Source organism: Enterococcus casseliflavus (assembly GCF_029215545.1).
GTDB lineage: Bacteria > Bacillota > Bacilli > Lactobacillales > Enterococcaceae > Enterococcus_D > Enterococcus_D casseliflavus.
In genome coordinates this window covers 692517-712162 of sequence record NZ_CP119393.1, presented here as the reverse complement: position 1 = coordinate 712162, position 19646 = coordinate 692517, and the positions used below count along the sequence as shown (strand labels likewise).

The 19646-nt window shown below is 40.5% G+C and carries 17 protein-coding genes and 1 pseudogene; 3 read left to right on the top strand and 15 right to left on the bottom strand.

Features of this window, described 5'->3' with window-relative positions:
* Nucleotides 1-172: 172 nt before the first annotated feature.
* Nucleotides 173-787 carry an aggregation-promoting factor gene (gene apf / locus P0G38_RS03380; RefSeq protein ID WP_005228480.1) on the bottom strand — a complete coding sequence of 205 codons (615 nt, stop codon included), beginning with the start codon at nucleotides 785-787 and terminating at the stop codon, nucleotides 173-175.
* Between the two features lie 481 nt (nucleotides 788-1268).
* Between apf and P0G38_RS03375 the strand changes: the two genes are divergently transcribed.
* Nucleotides 1269-2570, top strand: coding sequence for an ISL3 family transposase (locus P0G38_RS03375; RefSeq protein ID WP_275854037.1), 1302 nt, complete (start codon nucleotides 1269-1271; stop codon nucleotides 2568-2570).
* Between the two features lie 18 nt (nucleotides 2571-2588).
* Here P0G38_RS03375 and P0G38_RS03370 read toward each other — a convergent pair.
* Together P0G38_RS03370 and guaD are read right to left on the bottom strand one after the other, a co-directional pair.
* Nucleotides 2589-3909, bottom strand: a pseudogene (locus tag P0G38_RS03370) (uracil-xanthine permease family protein).
* Between the two features lie 40 nt (nucleotides 3910-3949).
* On the bottom strand, nucleotides 3950-5314 hold the full coding sequence (gene guaD, locus P0G38_RS03365; RefSeq protein ID WP_275854036.1) for a guanine deaminase: 1365 nt from the start codon (nucleotides 5312-5314) through the stop codon (nucleotides 3950-3952).
* 613 nt (nucleotides 5315-5927) lie between these two features.
* Between guaD and mazE the strand changes: the two genes are divergently transcribed.
* Complete coding sequence (mazE, locus tag P0G38_RS03360; protein WP_159160751.1) at nucleotides 5928-6158, top strand: type II toxin-antitoxin system PemI/MazE family antitoxin; 231 nt, start codon at nucleotides 5928-5930, stop codon at nucleotides 6156-6158.
* Nucleotides 6148-6513, top strand: a complete 366-nt coding sequence (locus P0G38_RS03355; protein WP_159160750.1) for a type II toxin-antitoxin system PemK/MazF family toxin — start codon at nucleotides 6148-6150, stop codon at nucleotides 6511-6513. The genes mazE and P0G38_RS03355 overlap by 11 nt, the downstream gene beginning before the upstream one ends.
* 256 nt (nucleotides 6514-6769) lie before the next feature.
* Here P0G38_RS03355 and P0G38_RS03350 read toward each other — a convergent pair whose 3' ends face one another.
* The 12 genes from P0G38_RS03350 to P0G38_RS03295 all read right to left on the bottom strand — a co-directional run bounded on the left by P0G38_RS03350 (nucleotide 6770) and on the right by P0G38_RS03295 (nucleotide 19646).
* Nucleotides 6770-7435, bottom strand: a complete 666-nt coding sequence (locus P0G38_RS03350; RefSeq protein WP_252704509.1) for a Fic family protein — start codon at nucleotides 7433-7435, stop codon at nucleotides 6770-6772.
* A gap of 145 nt (nucleotides 7436-7580) precedes the next feature.
* Nucleotides 7581-8354 (bottom strand): Fic family protein, encoded by a 774-nt coding sequence (locus tag P0G38_RS03345; protein WP_275854035.1) that lies wholly within the window; start codon nucleotides 8352-8354, stop codon nucleotides 7581-7583.
* Between the two features lie 607 nt (nucleotides 8355-8961).
* Entirely contained in the window at nucleotides 8962-9180 is a 219-nt protein-coding gene (locus tag P0G38_RS03340) for a helix-turn-helix domain-containing protein (protein WP_275854034.1), read from the bottom strand.
* A gap of 130 nt (nucleotides 9181-9310) precedes the next feature.
* Entirely contained in the window at nucleotides 9311-10645 is a 1335-nt protein-coding gene (locus tag P0G38_RS03335) for a hypothetical protein (RefSeq protein ID WP_275854033.1), read from the bottom strand.
* Nucleotides 10646-10801: 156 nt separating this feature from the next.
* Entirely contained in the window at nucleotides 10802-11143 is a 342-nt protein-coding gene (locus tag P0G38_RS03330) for a PTS sugar transporter subunit IIA (RefSeq protein ID WP_061053195.1), read from the bottom strand.
* 1 nt (nucleotide 11144) lies between these two features.
* Nucleotides 11145-11444, bottom strand: a complete 300-nt coding sequence (locus P0G38_RS03325) for a PTS sugar transporter subunit IIB (RefSeq protein ID WP_034872120.1) — start codon at nucleotides 11442-11444, stop codon at nucleotides 11145-11147.
* Nucleotides 11445-11472: 28 nt separating this feature from the next.
* Nucleotides 11473-12738, bottom strand: coding sequence for a PTS sugar transporter subunit IIC (locus P0G38_RS03320; RefSeq protein ID WP_061053196.1), 1266 nt, complete (start codon nucleotides 12736-12738; stop codon nucleotides 11473-11475).
* 15 nt (nucleotides 12739-12753) lie between these two features.
* On the bottom strand, nucleotides 12754-13539 hold the full coding sequence (locus tag P0G38_RS03315) for a tyrosine-protein phosphatase (protein WP_008380628.1): 786 nt from the start codon (nucleotides 13537-13539) through the stop codon (nucleotides 12754-12756).
* Nucleotides 13540-13542: 3 nt separating this feature from the next.
* Nucleotides 13543-15423 (bottom strand): BglG family transcription antiterminator, encoded by a 1881-nt coding sequence (locus tag P0G38_RS03310; RefSeq protein ID WP_086297971.1) that lies wholly within the window; start codon nucleotides 15421-15423, stop codon nucleotides 13543-13545.
* A 244-nt stretch (nucleotides 15424-15667) separates the two neighbouring features.
* The gene (locus tag P0G38_RS03305) at nucleotides 15668-16693 is read right to left on the bottom strand and encodes a LacI family DNA-binding transcriptional regulator (RefSeq protein ID WP_005234088.1); all 1026 of its coding nucleotides are present in this window, start codon (nucleotides 16691-16693) and stop codon (nucleotides 15668-15670) included.
* A 3-nt stretch (nucleotides 16694-16696) separates the two neighbouring features.
* Nucleotides 16697-18823: a glycoside hydrolase family 65 protein gene (locus P0G38_RS03300; protein WP_275854032.1), complete on the bottom strand. Its 2127-nt coding sequence runs from the start codon at nucleotides 18821-18823 to the stop codon at nucleotides 16697-16699.
* A complete protein-coding gene (locus P0G38_RS03295; protein ID WP_005228472.1) occupies nucleotides 18810-19646 on the bottom strand; it encodes a carbohydrate ABC transporter permease in 837 nt (278 codons plus the stop codon). Before P0G38_RS03295 ends, P0G38_RS03300 begins: the two co-directional genes overlap by 14 nt.

Sequence of the window (19646 nt, the reverse complement as noted above, 5' to 3'; positions counted from 1 at the left end):
TTTTTATCAGTGGCATGTCGACTGATAATGATGTTACATGCAGCTGAAAGCAGCGTTACATTCATTCACCTTTCTCAGTAGACACAAAAAAGCCCTCATCAGCGAGTAAGTTGTACTCGCCAATAAGGGCAATTGATTACTAGATGTCACGGACAAGATTCATTTGAGAATCTTAGTACCAACCATTTGCTTCCCAGAATGCTTTGGCAGCAGACCAAGAACCATAACGTGATGCAACATATTCATCGGCAACCTTTTCTTGGTTAGCAGCTGAATAGTCACCATTTAAGTAAGAGTTGGTTAATTGGTAACGGCCATAGTATTGTCCGTTTGTCGCTGTGTAAGAACCACCAGATTCTTTGTTGGCGATCCATTCTTTTGCTGAAGCTTCTGAGCCGCTAGCTGAAGAGCTGTAGCTTGAGCTGCTTTGTGTGCTTGCAGCAGATTGTGTGTTGCTTGATTGTGAAGCTGCTGGTTCACTTGGTTGTTGTACACTTGCTGCAGCAGTCGTGCTTGCAGATTCTGTATAAGTTGCAGTGCCATCTGTAGGGATGATCAATGCTTCCCCAACAAAAATCAAGTTTTTATCAGCAATCTCGTTTGCTTCAACGATCGCATTGATCGTATCATCAGAGCTATAACCATAAAAGTTAGTAGCGATTGTTGATAAAGTATCACCAGATTGAACAGTGTATTGTTCGTCTGCAAAGGCGTCTTTCCCACCTAAGAAAAGGCCGAAACCGGCAAGGACAGCTGTACTAAGTAAAACAGTTTTTAAAGACTTCATATAATTAAATCTCCTTCTTTGAAACTCATTTTGCGTCATTTGAGATGACTCAAGCGCATAAACAAGTCTAACATCGAAGAATATTTCATAGGTAAAGAATTCATTACAGATGATTACGAAAACGACAGTTGCCTTACGTTTCGTAAGAATTTGAGAATCCTATCATATCAAGCTTTACTCTGTTGTAATTTTTAACATTACAGTTATTTTGTTTTCAGGTAAACCAGTTAACCTTAGAAAACCTTTCCTATATTACAAAAAACCCTCTTTTTACACAGGATTGTAACAAAAGAAGGAACAAGACAAGGTCTCGTTCCTCATTTACTTTCTATTTTTTCTGGTTCTACAATATTTAGTGTTGGTGGAAAATCTACGGATTTTCTACTGACACTTTTTTTGTAAAAAAAGATAGAAAAAGAGATAGCCTAACTGGTAGAATTTAGTCGTCTAAAACAAAACCAAACCAAGAAAGGATATCTCCATGGATCATTGTACTAGAAAATTGTTAGGTTTAACAGATGAAAATTTATTCTTCGAAGAAGAATGGTTAGAGACAGTAGAAGAAGAGGGGTTTCGCATCAATCTTATCCATGCCAAACTTAGCTATATACCAAGCCATTGCCGTAAATGTGGCATCAAAAATGAAGGACAAATCATCAAGAATGGCTCACACAAAACAAAAGTTCAACTTTTGCCTTATCGAGACACCAAAACAGAATTACGCTTGGTACGTACGCGCTTTTACTGTAAAGAATGTCAGTCGACATTCAATGCTCAGACAAACTTGGTGGATGAAAACTGCTATCTTTCAAAAGAATTAAAGGTTCAAATCGCCTTGGAGCTGGCCAAGAATACAACAAGAAAAGAAATTGCCGATCGCTATTTTGTCTCTGACGTAACCGTTCTGCGTGTCCTACACACCTGTTTAAAAACGTATCATCCTCGTTTTGATACGTTACCTTCGGTCCTTTGTTTTGATGAGTTCAAATCAATGAAGTCCTGCAGCGGAAAAATGAGTTTTGTCTTTATGAATGGGCAGACCCAACAATTGATCGGCGTATTGGAGAATCGTCGCCTTGCATTCTTAAAACCATATTTCCTTAAATTCACCCGAAAAGCACGAGCGAACGTGAAATACGTCGTGATGGATATGAATGCCCCTTATTTTGAACTTGTAAAGGCGGTCTTCCCAAACGCAAAAATCGTGACCGATCGCTTTCACATTGTCCAACAAATCACTCGTGCGTTAAACCAGTTGCGAATTAAAACAATGAACAGCTTTCAAAAAACGGAACCGACAAAGTATCGACGATTGAAGCGATTCTGGAAATTGCTCCTTAAGCATGCCTATGATCTGGATAGTTCCAATTATCAATATGATCGATCCTTTCGTAGACCAATGACGCAAAAAGCGATCGTCGATGAACTTTTGAGTTATGACGAACAATTAACAAGGGCTTACGAGACTTGTCAGCTCCTCCTCTATCACTTTAAACACAAGGACAGCCAAAGCTTTTTCGATACGATCAACAGCTTAGATCAACGCCTCCCAAAATGGTTTTGTAAGAAGCTGACGTTTTTAAATAAATACAAATTAGGGATTCAATATGCTTTAAAAACCAGGTATAGTAATGGGGCATTAGAAGGAACAAACAACAAGATAAAAGTGATAAAACGAGTAGCCTACGGCTATCGAAATTTCCACAACTTTCGAGCAAGAATTTATCTCATTCAAGGCTTAATCTTCCAAGTAAAACAAAAACCAGTTAAGCAATCTGCCTAACTGGTTATGACTAAATTTTCAGTTGTATCTTTCTCTACCAACACTAAATGTCGAAGAGCCTTTTTTCTTCACTGGGATCAATTTATTCATGATGATCGCCGCAATAGCGCTTAAAGCAATCGGTGAATCTAATAAATATTGTAAGAATTGAGGCGCAGATTCTTTGATTTCTGCTGGCATAAACAACAAGCCGATGGCAATAATCAACGGTACCCCGATAATATACAACTCCCGCTCGGAAAACTCTTCATTCTTAATGACCCGAAAGCCGCTCAACAAAATAATGACGCAGACGACCGCGAACACGCCGCCGATGACAGCAGAAGGTACTGCGTGAATCAAGGCTGAAAGTTTTCCCATAAAGGACAATAGGATAAACCAAATGGATGCCATCACAAAGACTTTTTTACTAGCAACCCCTGTGATCGAAATGATCCCTGCATTGGTAGAATAACCAGTTACAGGTGTCGTTCCAACTAAGGCGGCAACCAAGCAGCCTAATCCTTCGCCGATCACGCCTTTATTGATCTGTTCATCCGTAACAGGTTCTTCTGTCACGGAACTGACCGCATACCAAGTACCTTGTTTCTGCTAGGAGCACCATATAGATCACTAGCATCGTTAAGATCGCTGAAACATCAAAGTGCAGGCCATAGTTTAGAAATACCAGTTTTGGCAGACTAAAGAAAGAAGCATCCGCCACCGACTGAAAATCAACGCCCCCCATAAAGGAAGCAATCACGGTACCGATAACCAAAGCAATAATGACCGAACTGATTCGGAAGTATTTCCCCATTCCTGGAAAATAATCGCCTAACATGGAAAACAAGATCAAAATCGCAGCAGTAATCGCAGCTAACAACATGTTTTGATTGGCACTTAGTGTTTCAGTGGCAGGATAGATATTGCTGGTAAATGCTGTTGGCAGCAGCGTCAAACCAACGATCATGATGATCGTCCCACTGACGATCGTAGGAATAAAATGACGAACGATATACTTATAGATGCCAGTAAAACCTAGTAAAATGACTGCTGCAGCACCAACAATGCTGGCACCTAACACCGTGTCCATACCGTTGGCACCAAAATAAATACCGATGATCGCTCCAACGGGTACAAAGGATGGTCCTTGACATACGGGTAATTTCAAGAAAAAGAGGACTTGGATCAAAGAAGCGATCCCTGCTCCTAAAAAGGTCGATTGGATCAAACCTGATGCATCTGAAGAGGACATCGCCACCGCCGTTGCGATAATAAATGGCGGCACATACACGTCCATTGCCAACACATGTTGCAACCCTAAAAGTACTGCTTGACCAAAGGGAATGTCTTCATTCATTCCGATCGTTAAATGTTTGTTTTTCGTTGATTCCACTGTCTCATTCTCCTCGTTTTTCGTGTACTTTTTTTCCTTGGACCCAGACTTGGCGAATATTTTGCATCGTTGCTAAGTACAGGATTTTTTGTAATCTTGCTTCGGGTGAGGTGAACACACCGAAGTCAGGCAAAGGATTTTCTTTTTGTCGCGTATCGATCACTTGTACATCAAACGCATAGCCTTCTTTGATGACACCTACAGGTAATTTCAGTGCCTCACCGCCGCCTTTTGTCGCTAATGAGAACGCATCGATCACGGATATACGAGAATCTGCTACTCCTCGTGTATTTTGGGGAAGCGTGACATCTACGCCATCTTCTAACATTCTCGAAGACATCACAGCTTGTTTGATGTTGTCATACAAACTCGGTGAAAAACCGCCGGAGATATCTGTTCCTAAACCAATCGTGACTCCTTGTTCTTTCAAGCGCTTGATTGGGATCACGCCATTGGCAAAGTAGGCATTTGAGATGGGACAGTGCGCAACTGCGGCGCCGGTTTCGACAAAACGGGCGCCGTCAGCTGGGCTGATGAAATTGCCATGAGCCATCACTGCTTTGTAACGCAACAAGCCGAAATCTTGCAGCACTTCGGTATCCGTTTTGCCAAATCGTTCTTGAACAAAGTCATGTTCCCATTGCCCTTCACTGCAGTGAGTCTGAACATGGACATCATATTTTTGAGCCAATGCGCCTAAGCCTGCCAAGCCTTCATCGGTACAGCTCGGGACAAATCGCGGAGTGACCACAGGATAAACGCCTTGAGGTGCGGTCTTTGCGATTGCTTGTACTTCTTGAATAAAACGTTCTGTATCCGCTAATGCCTCTTCTGTTGACGCATCCCGATAAAAAACAGGATTGACTTGGGGATCGTCCATAACGACTTTTCCGACTAATCCCCGTTGACCAAGAGCGGCACAAGTCTTCGCCAATTGAAGGCTCGCTTCTAGATGGATCGTTGCAAAATAAAGAACCGTTGTCGTTCCTCTTGCCAATAGCTGTGCCACCAAATCTTGATAGACAGCTTTGGCAAATGCCGGATCGGCATATTTTGCTTCCAGCGGAAACGTGCATTCATCTAACCAAACATTTAACGGTTCATCTAACGCGATTCCTGCTTGCGGCCATTGCGGTGCATGGACATGCAGATCGACAAACCCAGGTAAAAAACACTGGCCTGCAGATAATGCCTGCAGATTCTCTGATGCTTTCGCCAGCTCTGACTCATACCCTTGATCTGTTTTAGCAGTCACTTTTACGATGATCCCTGCGTCATCGACTTGAATCAAAGCTTCTTCTATATATTCTAGTTTTCCATCAGTTGGCGTATGGAAAACATCTCCTTTAAAATAGTGAATGGTTGCCATTTGTTTGATTTCCCCCGTTCTCTAAGATATTGTCAGGAAAAAGCCGTTCATTTAATGTTCCTTTTTCACTAACACGATGTTCTTATTTTAACGCTATTCGAAAATAGTGCAATAAAATTCACTATCATAAAGGAAGATAAAACGCTGAACGTTCGGTTTTTATGCGATTTCAAAAAAAACTGTGACAATTACTCTTTTAAAAATCGGAAGAAATAAATGAGCTGGTTGAAACTTTTTAAATCAATGAATCCTCTCTTTTTAACGCCCAAAAGAAGATAGTTTAGGTGTTTTGTCAAAGACAAAGAATCACTAGACACTCCTTTTACAATCAAATCTTATGAAACAAGCATTAATTCATTGTTATCCTACTATTTAATCGGAATGCCAGACAGTAAAAACTTTGACGAAACACCCTTAATCGACTTATTAACTGCCCTGCTAGCGATTACCGCAAGGCAAATAATTAGGGAGAATATCATTGATATTCTAAACTCAAGAAGTCCGTCAAATGATATCAAGGAAATTGAAGTCTATGTCAAATAAAAGTGAGTGTCCCCACCTTGTATTACCACGTAATCACATGGTATACTTTTACTAAAAGGAGGAATGCTTTATGACTTCTACAAAAACTAGAAAACAAGGGAATTCTCTTGTCATTACGATTCCTGCAAAGCTGGGAATCAAAGAAGGTGAAGAATTTCTAATCATCAAAAAACAAAACGGAACGGTTGCACTGATTCCCAAAGTTGAAGATTTTTTTGATACTGCCCAAGAAGGTGAGTTCTCTCTTCCTGAATTAGCAATCGATTACACGCCGCAGGGAGGCGAACTGAATGAATTATAAACCACGGCAGCGAGATATCGTTATTCTTGATTTCGAACCCTCAAAAGGCTATGAAGTCAGGAAACGACGTCCTGCCTTAGTGTTAAGCAAAGATACGTATAACTCTGCAACGAATCTAATCATTGTTTGTCCAATCACAACAAGTGACAAAGAGCGTCCTTTTCTTGTTCCCATTCAAAGCGATAAACTCAAATCAAACGATTCGAGACCCAGCAAGGTAAACACACTACAAGTATTTTCACTTGATTACACCCAAGCAGCCAACCGTAACGTCAAGTATATCGATACCTTGGACGAGGAAATTTTTTTTGATATTGCTCAAAGATTTCTCAAAAACTTTTCCTTTCCCTTTTAACCATTCTAGTACCTAGAATGGTTATTTTTTTGTCCTTTCAGGAGACAAATTGCTGGCGCAATATTGATCAGGAGAGGATCAAATACCTTGATCCTGATTTTAGCAAACCTTTATTCTCAGGTTTAGATAAAAAAAATACCTGGTCCAGTTGACCAAGTAACGTTTTTTTGATTTATCATCTTATCTATTTCCTATTAGTTAATGCATCTTTTCTCTAATCGTTTTACTGCTTTCTTTTGCCGTTTGCACTCTCTCGTCAAACTTTTTTGGCTGTGACTTTTTTTGTGTATTCTGTAGCATAAGAAATAAACTGATGCAGAGAAAACGCCACATCTGGCATGTGATCATCCCAGTCATCCGCCATATAATATTCGATTAGATTTGCGTCAAATCTAGCGCGTCTGAAATCTATCGGGATAGTCAAGTATTCATTCGTTTCATTGGTTATAGCACCCAAAAATAGATTCGCTGAAATCAATACAGTTCTTTTATTACCATTATCAAACGCTTGAAGCTTAGCTAGACGAGCAAAAAGTTCCCATGCCCCTGCAATATCTTTAGAAGAGACAGCGTTAATCTCTCTTTCAACCATAGCTGCTGTAACTGTTCTAGGAGGAATGTAATCACCAACGTAAACCTGAACATTCTCACGAAGTTTCCCTGGCTCTTCAGGCTGCCCTTCCATTTTAGAATGCATTTGCGCGTTGATTCCTTTGAACACTTCAACGGATAGCTCTGTTTGTTGCTCCGCATAGTGAATTGCTCGCAATAAATCTTCAAAAAGGACTCTATCCTTTTCGTTGCTGAATTCCCATTCATTCTTATCTCTATTTAAGTTTTTTTGCGTCTGTAAAACAGAAGTGTTATACCCATCGTATCGAGCGACACTATAGATAATCTCTGCCATTTTTTTTGTGTTCATAGTTTTGCCTCCTACTTTATCAGAGTATATTAATCACCAGAGCATCAAAATAGATACATTTCCCTCCCTTCAACTTGTAAGTCTGTTGGCTTTTTTCTCTTCTTATCTAATTCAAGTTTTTCTTTTATTCTTTCCTCAGACTCATTCATAATCCTATCCTTTTATTGATAATACCAACAAATTTCATCTTTTTCAGAAACTGCTGGTACATATCTTGACTAAGATCTAGTATATCTAACAAGTACCCATTCTCTTTGCCCCAATGGCTTAATCCTTTGTAATAAAAATTCCTATGAATATCATTAATTACAAAAGGTATGATGTTGTGTTTCAAACACTCTTTAAACATGATCAATCTACCGGTACGCCCATTCCCATCAGCAAAGGGGTGAATTCTTTCATAATTGACATGGAAGTCTGCTACTTCGGACAAAGTGATCATCTTTTTACTTTCGTACCTCTCAATTAATTGTTTCATTTTGATAATTGCTTCTTTTGGATCAGCGGTCGCCACTTCATCATGGGCAAAACCAATCGCATTTTGTACTATTTTATATTCTCCTACTGGTGTAAGTGGATTGAATTCATCTGAAGTTCCCTTCTTCAATATACGATGTAGCTCTTTAATGAAATCATCAGTCAATGGTTCCTCAACCTTATCTAGGATATAATCAAACCCTTTGAAGTGATTTTCAGTTTCTTTTATATCATCAATTTTAGTTGCCTCACCATTTTCAGCTGGAGGAACAATATTATTTTCAAATATCAGTACTGTCTGCTTCTTTGATATCCGAGAGCCTTCGATCCGATTGGAGTTGTACGACATTTCAACTTGCGTCATATGATAGATTCCTCCATGCATATTTGCTTTCTTCTCAAGCTTCAATCTTTCAACTAAATCCAGGTTATCTATATCCATTTGATTCGTCTCCTCTCAATCGATTATATTATAGTGGTAGCTTACTTCATTTGCTTTTCCAGTCCGATGATTGTGATTATAATTCGCAAAAATCAAGAAAAGCTTTTTCCAACTATGACCTTAAAGGAGTCTATCCGTTCTTATTCTCATAAATTTCTACATCGCTTCTCTTTATTTTACTGTCTGTCCTTATGACTATCTCTGTAGTAAATCAAAGGTTGATAGTAGCTAATCGATATCTTGACATTGTTTGCTCCGTTTTGATAAGATTTATTATAGAGAGGATGCACGGGCAGGACAAGCCTTGATTGTCTCATTAGGTTAGGCATCTTCTTTTTTATAAAAAACTATAAGCAAAGCACTAATTTTTAGTGCTTTGTTTTCGTTAAAATAAGAGTATCTGTCCAAATACTCTCCAAACAAAATAGGAAAAAACTAAAAAAGTTATCACATAAAAGTATCGTTTTCCTAAAGGTTGCAGGTCTCATCTATCGTTGGTTTAAATACTATTGCCAAAAAAGACAACTATCTTAAATAGACAATTGTCTGGTTTGTATTACTCATTCAATTTTGCCATAACTAAAGCATACCTAAACTAGACTAACAGTCAGGTTTTTCCGAGGGCGGAAGCAAGTTTGGATAATCTTTCGAAACTTGTATTATCCCCTCTCTCAATACGTGCAATGGTCGACTGAGGAACAGTAGCGAGCGCTGCAAGTTCTCTTTGTGTGAGTCCTGCACTTTCTCGCGCTTTCATCAATGCTACAGCACTAGTAAGTTTCACTTTTTCAGCTTCATATTCAGCTTTGAATTCAGTGTCTTTCATTTTTCTTAAAAAAAATCATTGAATTTAACTGTTGGCATCTTTGATCTCCGCCTCTTTTTTCTAGTTGATACAAAACTATTTACCATTCTCTTTGTCGATTACACCGAATCAACTCCAAATCATTTCTCCATCATTTTTCTTTACGATTCCTAAGAAATACCACCAGTCCACCTACTAGCAAACAGAGTACTCCTGCAATCGAGCCCCATTTTGCTGGCTCTAAAAAGCTTTGGATCCTTGAGGTCTGATTCGTTGCCGTCGTTCCTGATAGCTGAAACAAGAAAGCCAGCGGCTGATGTTCAAAACGAAGAATAACAAATAGGAGTGTCATCAAAAGAAATTGATGTACCAGACTCCCTTTGCTTTGTGTGGCATACTTGGCCAAGCTCTGCTGTTCAATTGCTTCCGGTTTTGCCGCCAAATACTGTTTCGTGAGCCATTGATTCAATCCCGCATTAAAGAAACTAATGACAAATAAACTTATTGGGATCAAAAGATCGCTGCTAAATAGAAGAACACCAACCATCAATCCAAGCAAATACGCCGGTACTAACTGTTTTTCTAGCAAGCGTGCGAGTTTTCCTCCGAGAAACATTGCGCCAAAAAGGCCCAGTGCATAAGGCAAGTAAACGTGAGTACTAAGCGCTTGTGCCCCAAATCGACCGGTAACATAGACCGAGCCGAAAAGAAAAAGAAAGTTACCGATCACTCCCCGAATAAAGGTGAGGATGTTCAAGTGAAGCGGCTGTTTCCACGAGCGGCTGCGTTTCGTTAAAGTGATCAGCAGCAAAGCAAAGAGAAACAAGAAGCCAGTAATCGCCCACTCAAACAGGGCATTCGACTTGATCAGCCTGGCTGCTCGCAAGCCAAACAGTAAGAGAAAGAAAAAGAAATACAACAAAAACTGCTTGTTGAATAACTGGTTGCGCTGCATCAACGGTCTTTTTGGGAGGTTGTTGAAGGTTTGACTACTCTTAGCTGCCAGCACAAAGAGTGCAAAATAACTGCCAAATAGGCCAACGCCTTGAAGGTCATCAGGCAACCGTAAGGCAAACAGTAAAACAAAAAGAAAGAACAGCGCCTCCTTCCAATCATTTTTCAGCGGCTGTTCAGTGAGCTTGGCTTTTTGTCGTACCATCAGATCAGCTGGCGGCAGCCAAGAAGCACTGATCCCCAACAAACCAGCAGTTGGCAAGAGTGCCACGCTCCACCAAGTGCTCAAGATACCTACCAATGCGCCGGCGCCGCCGATCAAGACACTTGCTGCTAACAATGATGGTGCAAAAAGCGCCGTAAGCGTCTGTAAGAAAAAGACCCCTGTCATGCGAAAGGTATAAAAGAGCGCAAAGGCTAATGCTGCACTTAGCGACTGCTCTTTGCTCAAAGATAAGAAATAAAGATACGGGATGATCGTGATCGTATTGCTGATGATCAAAAGTGCGGTATGGGATTTTAAAACTTTCATCGTCCGACTCCTTGCCTTGATTTAAAGTTCCATCTTTCTTCTATCCTACACTTTCAAGCAATCCTGTCAACTTGCGTGCCAAATTTAAGCAAAAAGAAACCAAGTGTATTGTCAAAAGACTGACACTTCGTTTCTTTTTCTTATTGCGATTTTCGGCTAGGAGCCAGTAGACTGAATCGTTTGCTTAATTGCCTGAATTTCTTCATACAACCCTTGAAACTCTTTTGCAAGCTCACTCATGATGTCTGCGCTCATCAAAAGATCTTCCGCATGACTTAATAGTAAGGACATCCAAACTTTGTCCCCTTGAGCTTCTTGTTGAACTAACTTCCGATGTGCCAAATGGGCTTCATGATAGTGTTCTTTTCCTTTTTCGATTGCTTGCAGTGCAGCCAGATTCTGGGCTTCTCTTCCTTTTTGAATACTTTCAAAAAAGCAACTTCTTGCCATACCCGCTTGCGAGATAATCTGAAAACAAATTTGTTCTTTTTCTTCCATTCTACTCTCCTATTAGTTCAAGTGCTTGTTCCAATGCTTTTTTTCCATCCATCATGCCATAGGTGCGCATGTCGATACTGGCTGCTGGACAAGCAACTAAGCCTTGGACTTCATTTAATCGGTAAGAAACTTGCGGTCCTAACAGTACGCAATCAGCATCTTTTGCTGCAGTCGTGACAGATTCAATGGAGAACGCATCGATCGCCACCGCTTCTCCTTTTTCTTGCGCTGCTTTCTTCATATTATTTACTAAGACGCCAGTAGACATGCCGCCAGCGCAAACCAACACTATTTTTTTCATCATTGTTCCTCCATTTTCTCGTTATTTGTTACTCAACGACTGCCGCTTGGGTTTGCAGATTCTTTTCTTCAGCTAGTGCTGCTTTGTCTTGCAGACGCATAAAAGGGATGTAGATGATGACACATAAGACAAATTGAATCAATTGTGCAATGATCCCTTGCCAGCCATTCACTAAGAAGCCACCGAAAATAATCGGAAAGCCAGTCGGGATATTGACTCCATTGTGATAAGGCAAAAAGCCGACAATTGTTAAGAGATATGCTGACAACACGGAAACAGCCGGTGTTAACATCAAGGGAAGCAGCATTCTGATATTCATCACCTGAGGAATCCCAAATTTGATTGGCTCAGAAATACCAAACATGGAAGGGATCAATCCAATTTTACCAACAGCTTTTAGTTGCTCTGATTTGCAGCCAAAAATAGCCAGTAAAGCGACTGCAAATGAACGAGCCCCGCGATTGTTCAAAATAAACCCAATCGTAAACAGATGTGGTAATGCTTGGCCGGCACTGTACGCCGCCAGATTATCAAGCCCTGGTTGGTAAAAGACCAACATCAAGATCGGATAAACAGCCAACACTCCGTGAATGCCAAAGAACCAAAGAAATTCGATAAACGCCACAATGATCATACAAGCAAAAATATTCGCTCCTAATAAGGTCAATGGAGCTTGTACCCAAGTATAGATCATATCTGTCAGTGTGCCGTAAGGAGTTGCCGCCATACCCACGTAAATGATGCCCATAATGGCTGAAACAATAATTGCTGGCACGATCGCTGCAAAGGATTTGTTGACGATCGGCGGTACCGAATCCGGCATTTTGATCATCAAATTCTTCTGTACACATAAAATGTAAATTCTGGCACCCAACAATCCGCCAAACATGGCGACAAACATCCCACCGGAGCCAAGGGTCGACAACTCCATCGTACGGGTTTCTTCTAAAGTCGAAATCGGACTCAAGATCAAAAATGATACCAAACTCATGATACCGGCATTTAGTTGATCCGCATTTAAATGCTCGGCTAATTTATAGCCAACTAGAAAGGCGACATAAACGGAAACGACATCGATCGTCATCGCGTTGACTTGGGTTAATAATGCTTTCACACCAATTTGTTCCATTATCTGTTGCGTTGCCCCAATGTCGATCGCATTGATCAAGGAAGCAATGGAACTGATCATCATGACGGGCATTAAGCCCATCATTGCATTGGCAATGGCTTTCATATAAATATTGTTTTGTACTTGAACGGCTGCAGCTAGTATTTTATCTTTCAGTGTATTCATAAGGTCCTCCTTCACTTAATCCCGCAAGTATTTATCTTTAAGCAGCTGGATTTTCTGCTGTGAAAAACCCAGTTCTTCTTTTACATACGTTTCAATCCCCCCATGAGCCTCAATCAAATCCAAAGCGGTTTGTAAAAAACACCGATCAGCTTCTTTGAAGTATCGCATTGCTGCCACAAAATCGGGGTTGTTCGTTTCTTCTTGTATCTGCTTGAGACTCTTGGTATTTTTCTCCCTTTTGTACTCGTTGGTCAGCAGGTAATCTTCCATGACCTCTTCATAACTGACACCCAACAGTAACTGAATCAGGGCAACCCCATACCCGGTGCGGTCTTTGCCACCACGACAGTGCTGAACCACTGCACCTTCAGCTTCCAAATGAATGGCCAATACTTCTTTAAAAACGGTCTTGCATTGACTGTTTTCAACAAATTCATAATTTTGCCGAATCATCAATTCTTTTGCAACTTCGGCGGTGATTTTTTCTGCAGAAAGCGCCATTGGCTCCCCTTCTTCTGAAGAAGCTAAAGCAGCAATATCAGCAATTGGCGTCAAATAAAGTATCTGAGCATTCCCAATGGGTTTGTCTTCATTGTCTGCTCTTTCTTGGGCATTGCGGTAGTCAATAATTTTCTCAATTCCCAGAGCTGCTAATTTTTTCTGATCAGCTTCTGTCAATTTGCTCAATTCGTCTGAGCGGTATAGTTTTCCAGTCACTACGTATTTGCCCTCTTTGGTCCGATAGCCGCCAAAATCGCGAAAATTATACGCACCTTCTAAGGTTACTTTTTCATTTGTCATACACTACTCCTTTAAATAATTAATGAACGTCATAAAGTCCGTTGTCGCAGCTAGTTTGTTTACTTTATCCAACGAAGAACATTGTTTGATCAAATGATCATTCAGCGGTTTCACTTTTAAGTGATCTTGTTCAGCAATCACTAATAAGAAAACGAGACGAACCGTCTGTTTATACCAGAACACTGGCTTTTTCAAGTTTGCAACGGCAATCACCGTTTCTGCACCAATCAGCGCATTGGGATGAGGGAAAGCGACTGACGGTAAGAAATCGGTTCCAAAAAAGGCTTCTCGTTCAAAAACCAACGTTTCAAAATTCTCAGGCATTGAATACTGTTCTTTGATTTGTTGGCATAAAAAATGCAACACCGCTTCTTTTGTTTCAAATTCTTGTTCACAGATGAATAACGATTCCTTAAAGTAGTTCAAAAGCACTTCTTCTGTGAAGACAGCGGCCAATGCGGCTTCGATCTTTTTGATCATATCCGGTTGCATAAAATAATCAACACTCATAACAGGAATCGTTCCTTCGTAAGGAAGTGGAATCGAAGAAAAGATAAAATCGAACTCCTGCTCTTCGATCATTTGCAAAAATTCATATTGATTGCATACCGTGACTTTCTTGATATAATTGCGAAAATAAAACTCAAATTTCTCTTTAAGGAAGGTATTGGCCGCTCGGCCTAGGTCATTGACCACTAAAATATACTTGCGCTGTGTTTGCGAATTTTTCTTATTTAAAGCCACATCAAAGTGCATCGCCAAATAGCTGAGTTCATGATCACTGATGGTCTTTTCAAATTGCTTTGCAATGACTTGACCGGCAATGATGGCTAAATCATAAGCGACATTACAGTGTACCTTCACCTCATTCAACAAAGGATTTTTCAGCTCGATCCCCAATTCGATCCGATCGATCAGCGGAGCAAAGTGCAACATCAACATCGTTTGCAGATCCAAGTCTTTGCTGAAATCGATTTGGCGGCTTTCCTTGATCGCTTTTAAAATTTTGCTGACCAATTCTGCTGCTTCATCTGAAACAGTCATCTTTTCATTTCTAGGGACTACTCGTTTGCCAACGATTTGCCCTAAAACATAATTTCGCTCGTATTCGGTAAAATGTACAGCACACTCTTTTTCAATTCTGGCGATGATTCGCTCTCCTAGTAATGTCTGCTCATCATTGGTCCTGCCGCTGATCGGTAGGTTTCGATCTAAGTAGCGGCCGCTTTGCATGCGTAAGACAGCGATCGCTAAATGATTCACCAGATTGTTCAAAATAGCCTCCGACATGGGGTAGGCTTTTTGCGAAAACTCCGTCGAAACGATCGCTTTTATCTGCTGGTGAAGAAGCGACGGTGTATCTTCGCTGATTGTGCCCTCTTCTAACTGCTTGATATGGGTTCTTTGCAAATAATTACTAGCCATAAACCGTCTCAAGTCAAATTCGCTACCGCTAAGTTTCATTCCGTAATACGGCTTCGTTTGAATGGAGAGCTGGTAATGGCTTAGTATCCGTCGCAGCTTTTTCAATTCTTGAGATAGCTTACTCTGAGAAATGAATAAGCGTTCGCAAAGCATTTCGGATTTAATATACGTTTCTTCTTGAATAAAGAATTCAATAATTCTAGAAACAAAGTCGTCATTGTGGGACGCTTGTTCTTTCCTTCGCTGAAAAGCTTCTTCGTTCGTTATTTGTAAATACAACCCACTCCCTTTTTTCGCTTGAATCATACAACCGTATCGTTCTTGATGCTGGTTGATTTCTTCTGCATAACGGCGAACGGTTTTTCTGCTAACACCCAACTCGGCAGCAGCCGCTTTACTCGTCATAAAACCGTCATGCTCCGAAAGTGTTCTTAACAACAATAGGCTTAATTTTTCCATCTCTCTCTCCCTCGCTTACTAGTTTAGAGTCAAACCCAAGCAACCTCCATAGGTATATCTTCCCTTTCATTAAGGGAAATTTCTACAAGAAGTTGCTTGCCTTGTGCTTTGCTTCTTATCAAAAAAACGAATGGTCGTGACTTTCACTTTGTTGTTGCCACATATGACCGACCAATTTGTTTGAGTTTTCTTCTCCACAAAAAAAGACATGATCTTCACTCAATGAAGGTCATGTCTTTTTTATTTAGCGAACCTCGCTGATTTTCTCTACCGACTGTCGCACTTTTAATTGATGGGGACTAATTTTTCGATGGCTCGTTTCTGCTTGATTGGTGATGATGTCTGCTAGTAATTCAGCTGCTTCATAACCGATTCGTTCCATATCTTGGGCAACGGTTGTTAATTCAGGCGTTACGTAGCTAGCCAAAATAATATCATCGAACCCGATGACCGAAATATCTTCAGGAACCCGCAAGCCCATGTCTTTGATTCCTCGTATCGCTCCGATTGCCATAATATCACTAGCACAGAACAGTGCAGTGATTTCTTGATTGTTTTCTAACAGATTTTTACAAATCAAATAGGCAATTTCTTCTTCATAGTTGGCGTACTGGATATACGACTCATTCACTAACAAGCCATGCGCTGCCAAAGAAGCGCGGTAGCCTTTTTCTCTAAGTTCACTGACATTGGCATCACGACTCCCGTTGATCATGCCAATTTGTCGATGATTATTGGCAATCAAAAAATCCACAGCTTCTTGCGCCGCTTTTTCATTGTCAATCGAAACCAAGCCGATCTTAGGATTGTCGATTTCCATATCAATCAGAACTGTCGGCAAAGAGGTTTGCTGTACTTCTTGGTAGTATGGATCTGTCGTTTTTAAGCCTTGAATCACTACTCCAGTGATATTGTGCTCATTGCAGAACTGACTAAACGTTTTCTGCTTTTGTTTCTCGGTGCTTGTTCCATAAAAGACAAATTCAAAATCTGATTGATCCGTATAGCGATAGACCCCATTCAACACTTCCAAAGGCATCGTTGATTTTCGATTAAAATTCAACTCATTTAAAATCAAGGCGATCGTTTGCTGTTTCTTCGAAGACAGTGTCCTTGCTGCCATGTTTGGGGAATAGTCTAATTCTTTCGCTATTTTTAAAATTTCTTGCTTGGTTTGCTGGTTGATATCACTATACCCATTAAAAACTTTAGATACAGTCGCTATTGATACGCCGGCTGCCTTTGCCACATCGCGAATCGTTGTTCGCATTTGCTATCTCTCCTTTATCCAGATACCACCATCAGTCTTACTAGCGATCAATCGTGTTTCCTCCGCTAACTGACAGTCAATACATTGATCCTTTAAACTGATTTTAACAGGTTCTCCTTGATAAAAGAGCGTAAATTTTAGTTCTTTTATTTTCTGTGGCAAGTGATTCGCTAATCGCAGCCCTTGATCGTAATACAAACCAGCAAATCCGTAAATCAAGCTCAGCCAGTTTCCGCCCATATTGGCTGCGTGAATGCCATCGACAACATTTTTTTGTAAATCCGTTAAATCCATCAAAGCCGTATCCATGAAATAACGATACGCCTTCTCAGAATCCCCAATTCGACTCGCCATCACGCTGAAAATAGAACGAGATAAGGAAGAATCATGCGTCGTTACTTGCTCGTAATAATCATAATCTTTTTTTAATTGCTCAAGACTGAAATCTCCTGTATAAAGCATTTGTGCCAAAACCGTATCGGCTTGTTTACAGACCTGATGTTTGTAGATCACCATCGGATGATAATGTAACAGGAGAGGATACTTTTCAGCCGGTGTAGTTTCAAACGGCCAGACTGCTTGTTCTAAGAATCCATCATCTTGTTTGGTAATGCCTCGCTGTTCATCGTAGCCAAAATACATTAAATCGGCTGCCTGCTGCCAAGCACTAATTGATTCTTGGTATTTTCCAAATCGCTGTGCTAACTCAATTGCGTAGTAAAGATTGTTTTGAACCATCTTATTCGTATAAAAATTATTGTTAACAAGAGCGCTGTATTCGTCAGGTCCGGTCACTCCATTGATACAAAAAGCAAGCTTGCCGTCTTTTTCTACCAGATCGCCATAACTCAACCAGAATTTTGCCGTTTCAAAAACAACATCACTACCCACGGTTTCAATGAATCTCTCATCACCTGTCACCCGTTCATACAATTGGAATGCATACACGATATCCGCATTGATATGAACTTGAGCGGTTCCCGCTGGATAGTAAGCACTTGTTTCATGTCCGTCGATTGTCCGCCAAGCAAATAATGCTCCCTCTTGCCCTAGCTCCTGCGCCCGTTGTTTGGCTTGTGGTAAGATGTTCCCCCGATAAGAAAGTAATGCTTTGGCAATTTCAGGATTCGTAAAAATAAAAAACGGTAAAAGGTACATTTCCGTATCCCAGAAGTAATGACCTTCATAGCCTTCCCCCGTCAATCCTTTGGCCGCGAAATTTGTTCTACCATCTCTTCCTGCTCCTTGATTCAAATGAAATAAATTGAATCGAATCCCTTTTTGAAGAATTGGGTCTCCTTCGATTTGAATATCACTGGCTGCCCAAAAATGCTGGTAGCTTAGTTGCTGCTCTTGCAAGAGAACTTCAAAATCGGCTAACTCTTGTTTAAAAGGTGTTTCGGGATTTTGATTATCTTCAAGTAATTTCATTTGGAAAACCGTCGTAAGCGTATCTTCTGCTTGTAATTGCTTTTCGCCATTGATCACTCGAATTGCTATGCTTCGTTGACTAGTTTCAGCGGTCCAAATAGCATAATCCTGAAAATCAGTTTTTCGTAAGCGATGCGCTTTACTGGCAACCCGAGGATCATCTGTTTGAACAATTGCTGCTTTTTGTTCTAACGGATGTGTCATGGAAATTGGCTCTGAGAAATTGGTGTTCTTGATTTGATACTGACATACGTAAAGTTCACTTCGTGTCACAGAGGCAAAAGACTGCATCACCAATTCAAAAGTTTTCCCCAGTGGCGTTACTACTTTATAGGATTCATCTAACACGCCTTTTTTTAAATCTAAAGTCATTTGTATAGGCTTTATTTGCCATTCTGAAGCACTAGAGTCCTCGTCACCAATCTGTAAGCGCACGCCTCTTAGATTTGGCAGTTTGATGATCGTCTGATGCTCTTTGGCATAGCCATACGCCCATTCACCGTATTGAATCGGCTCACTATCAAAAAAACCGTTAACAAAGGAGCCCGGATTTCCCACATAGCGCTCATTAACTTTTAAAGGATGCCCTGCCCGCACGCCAATTTGACCATTACCAACTGCAAACAATGTTTCTAGGTACTCAGGTGTTTGATGAGAAAGTTCCTCTGCACTTACTTTAAACGAATCATTTTTCGCCATCCATTCGCACTCCTTGTAAGAAATATTTATTGAACAGCAAATAAATGATCACAATGGGAATGATCGTGATCACACTTGCCGCCATCGTCTGATCCCATCGTACACCACCATTTCGACTTTGGAAAGTCTGCAACCCTAGAGTCAAAGTATATTTACTTGGCGTAGTCAAATAGAGCATTGGTTTCATGAATTCATTCCAAAAGCCCATAAAAATAAAGACAGCTTGTGTCGCGATCGATGGTTTTGCTAATGGCATCACGATACGAAAGAATGTTTGAAACCTTCCCAAACCATCGATCGCAGCAGCTTCTTCCACATCTTTAGGAAACGACAAAAAGAATTGGCGCATCATAAAAATATTCCCGATATTGATGGCAGCCGGTAAAATCAAGGCCGAAAAGCTATCTAACATCCCTAGATTCATCAAGATCAGGTAGTTGGGAATCAACAAGACTTGAGCTGGCACCATCATCAATGCCAAAAAACCATAGTAAATTCGTTCACGTCCTGGAAAATTTAACCTTGCTAACGCATAACCAGCCATCGTATTTAATAAAATATTGATGGTCGTTCCAATAACCGATATGATCACGGAGTTTAAAAACCAGCGCATAAACAAGGAGGAGCGCCCTAAGACATAACGAAAATTGTCTAGAGTAAACTCATTCGGAATCAAGCTCATATCTCCAGAAACAATTTCTCTATAAGGTTTGAAGGATGCAGCGATTGCCCAAATAAAAGGATAAAACGTCAACACTGCATAAAGAATCAAGATTATATAGAGAAGGATTTTCAATAGTTTTGTTTTCTCTTTTCCTTTCAT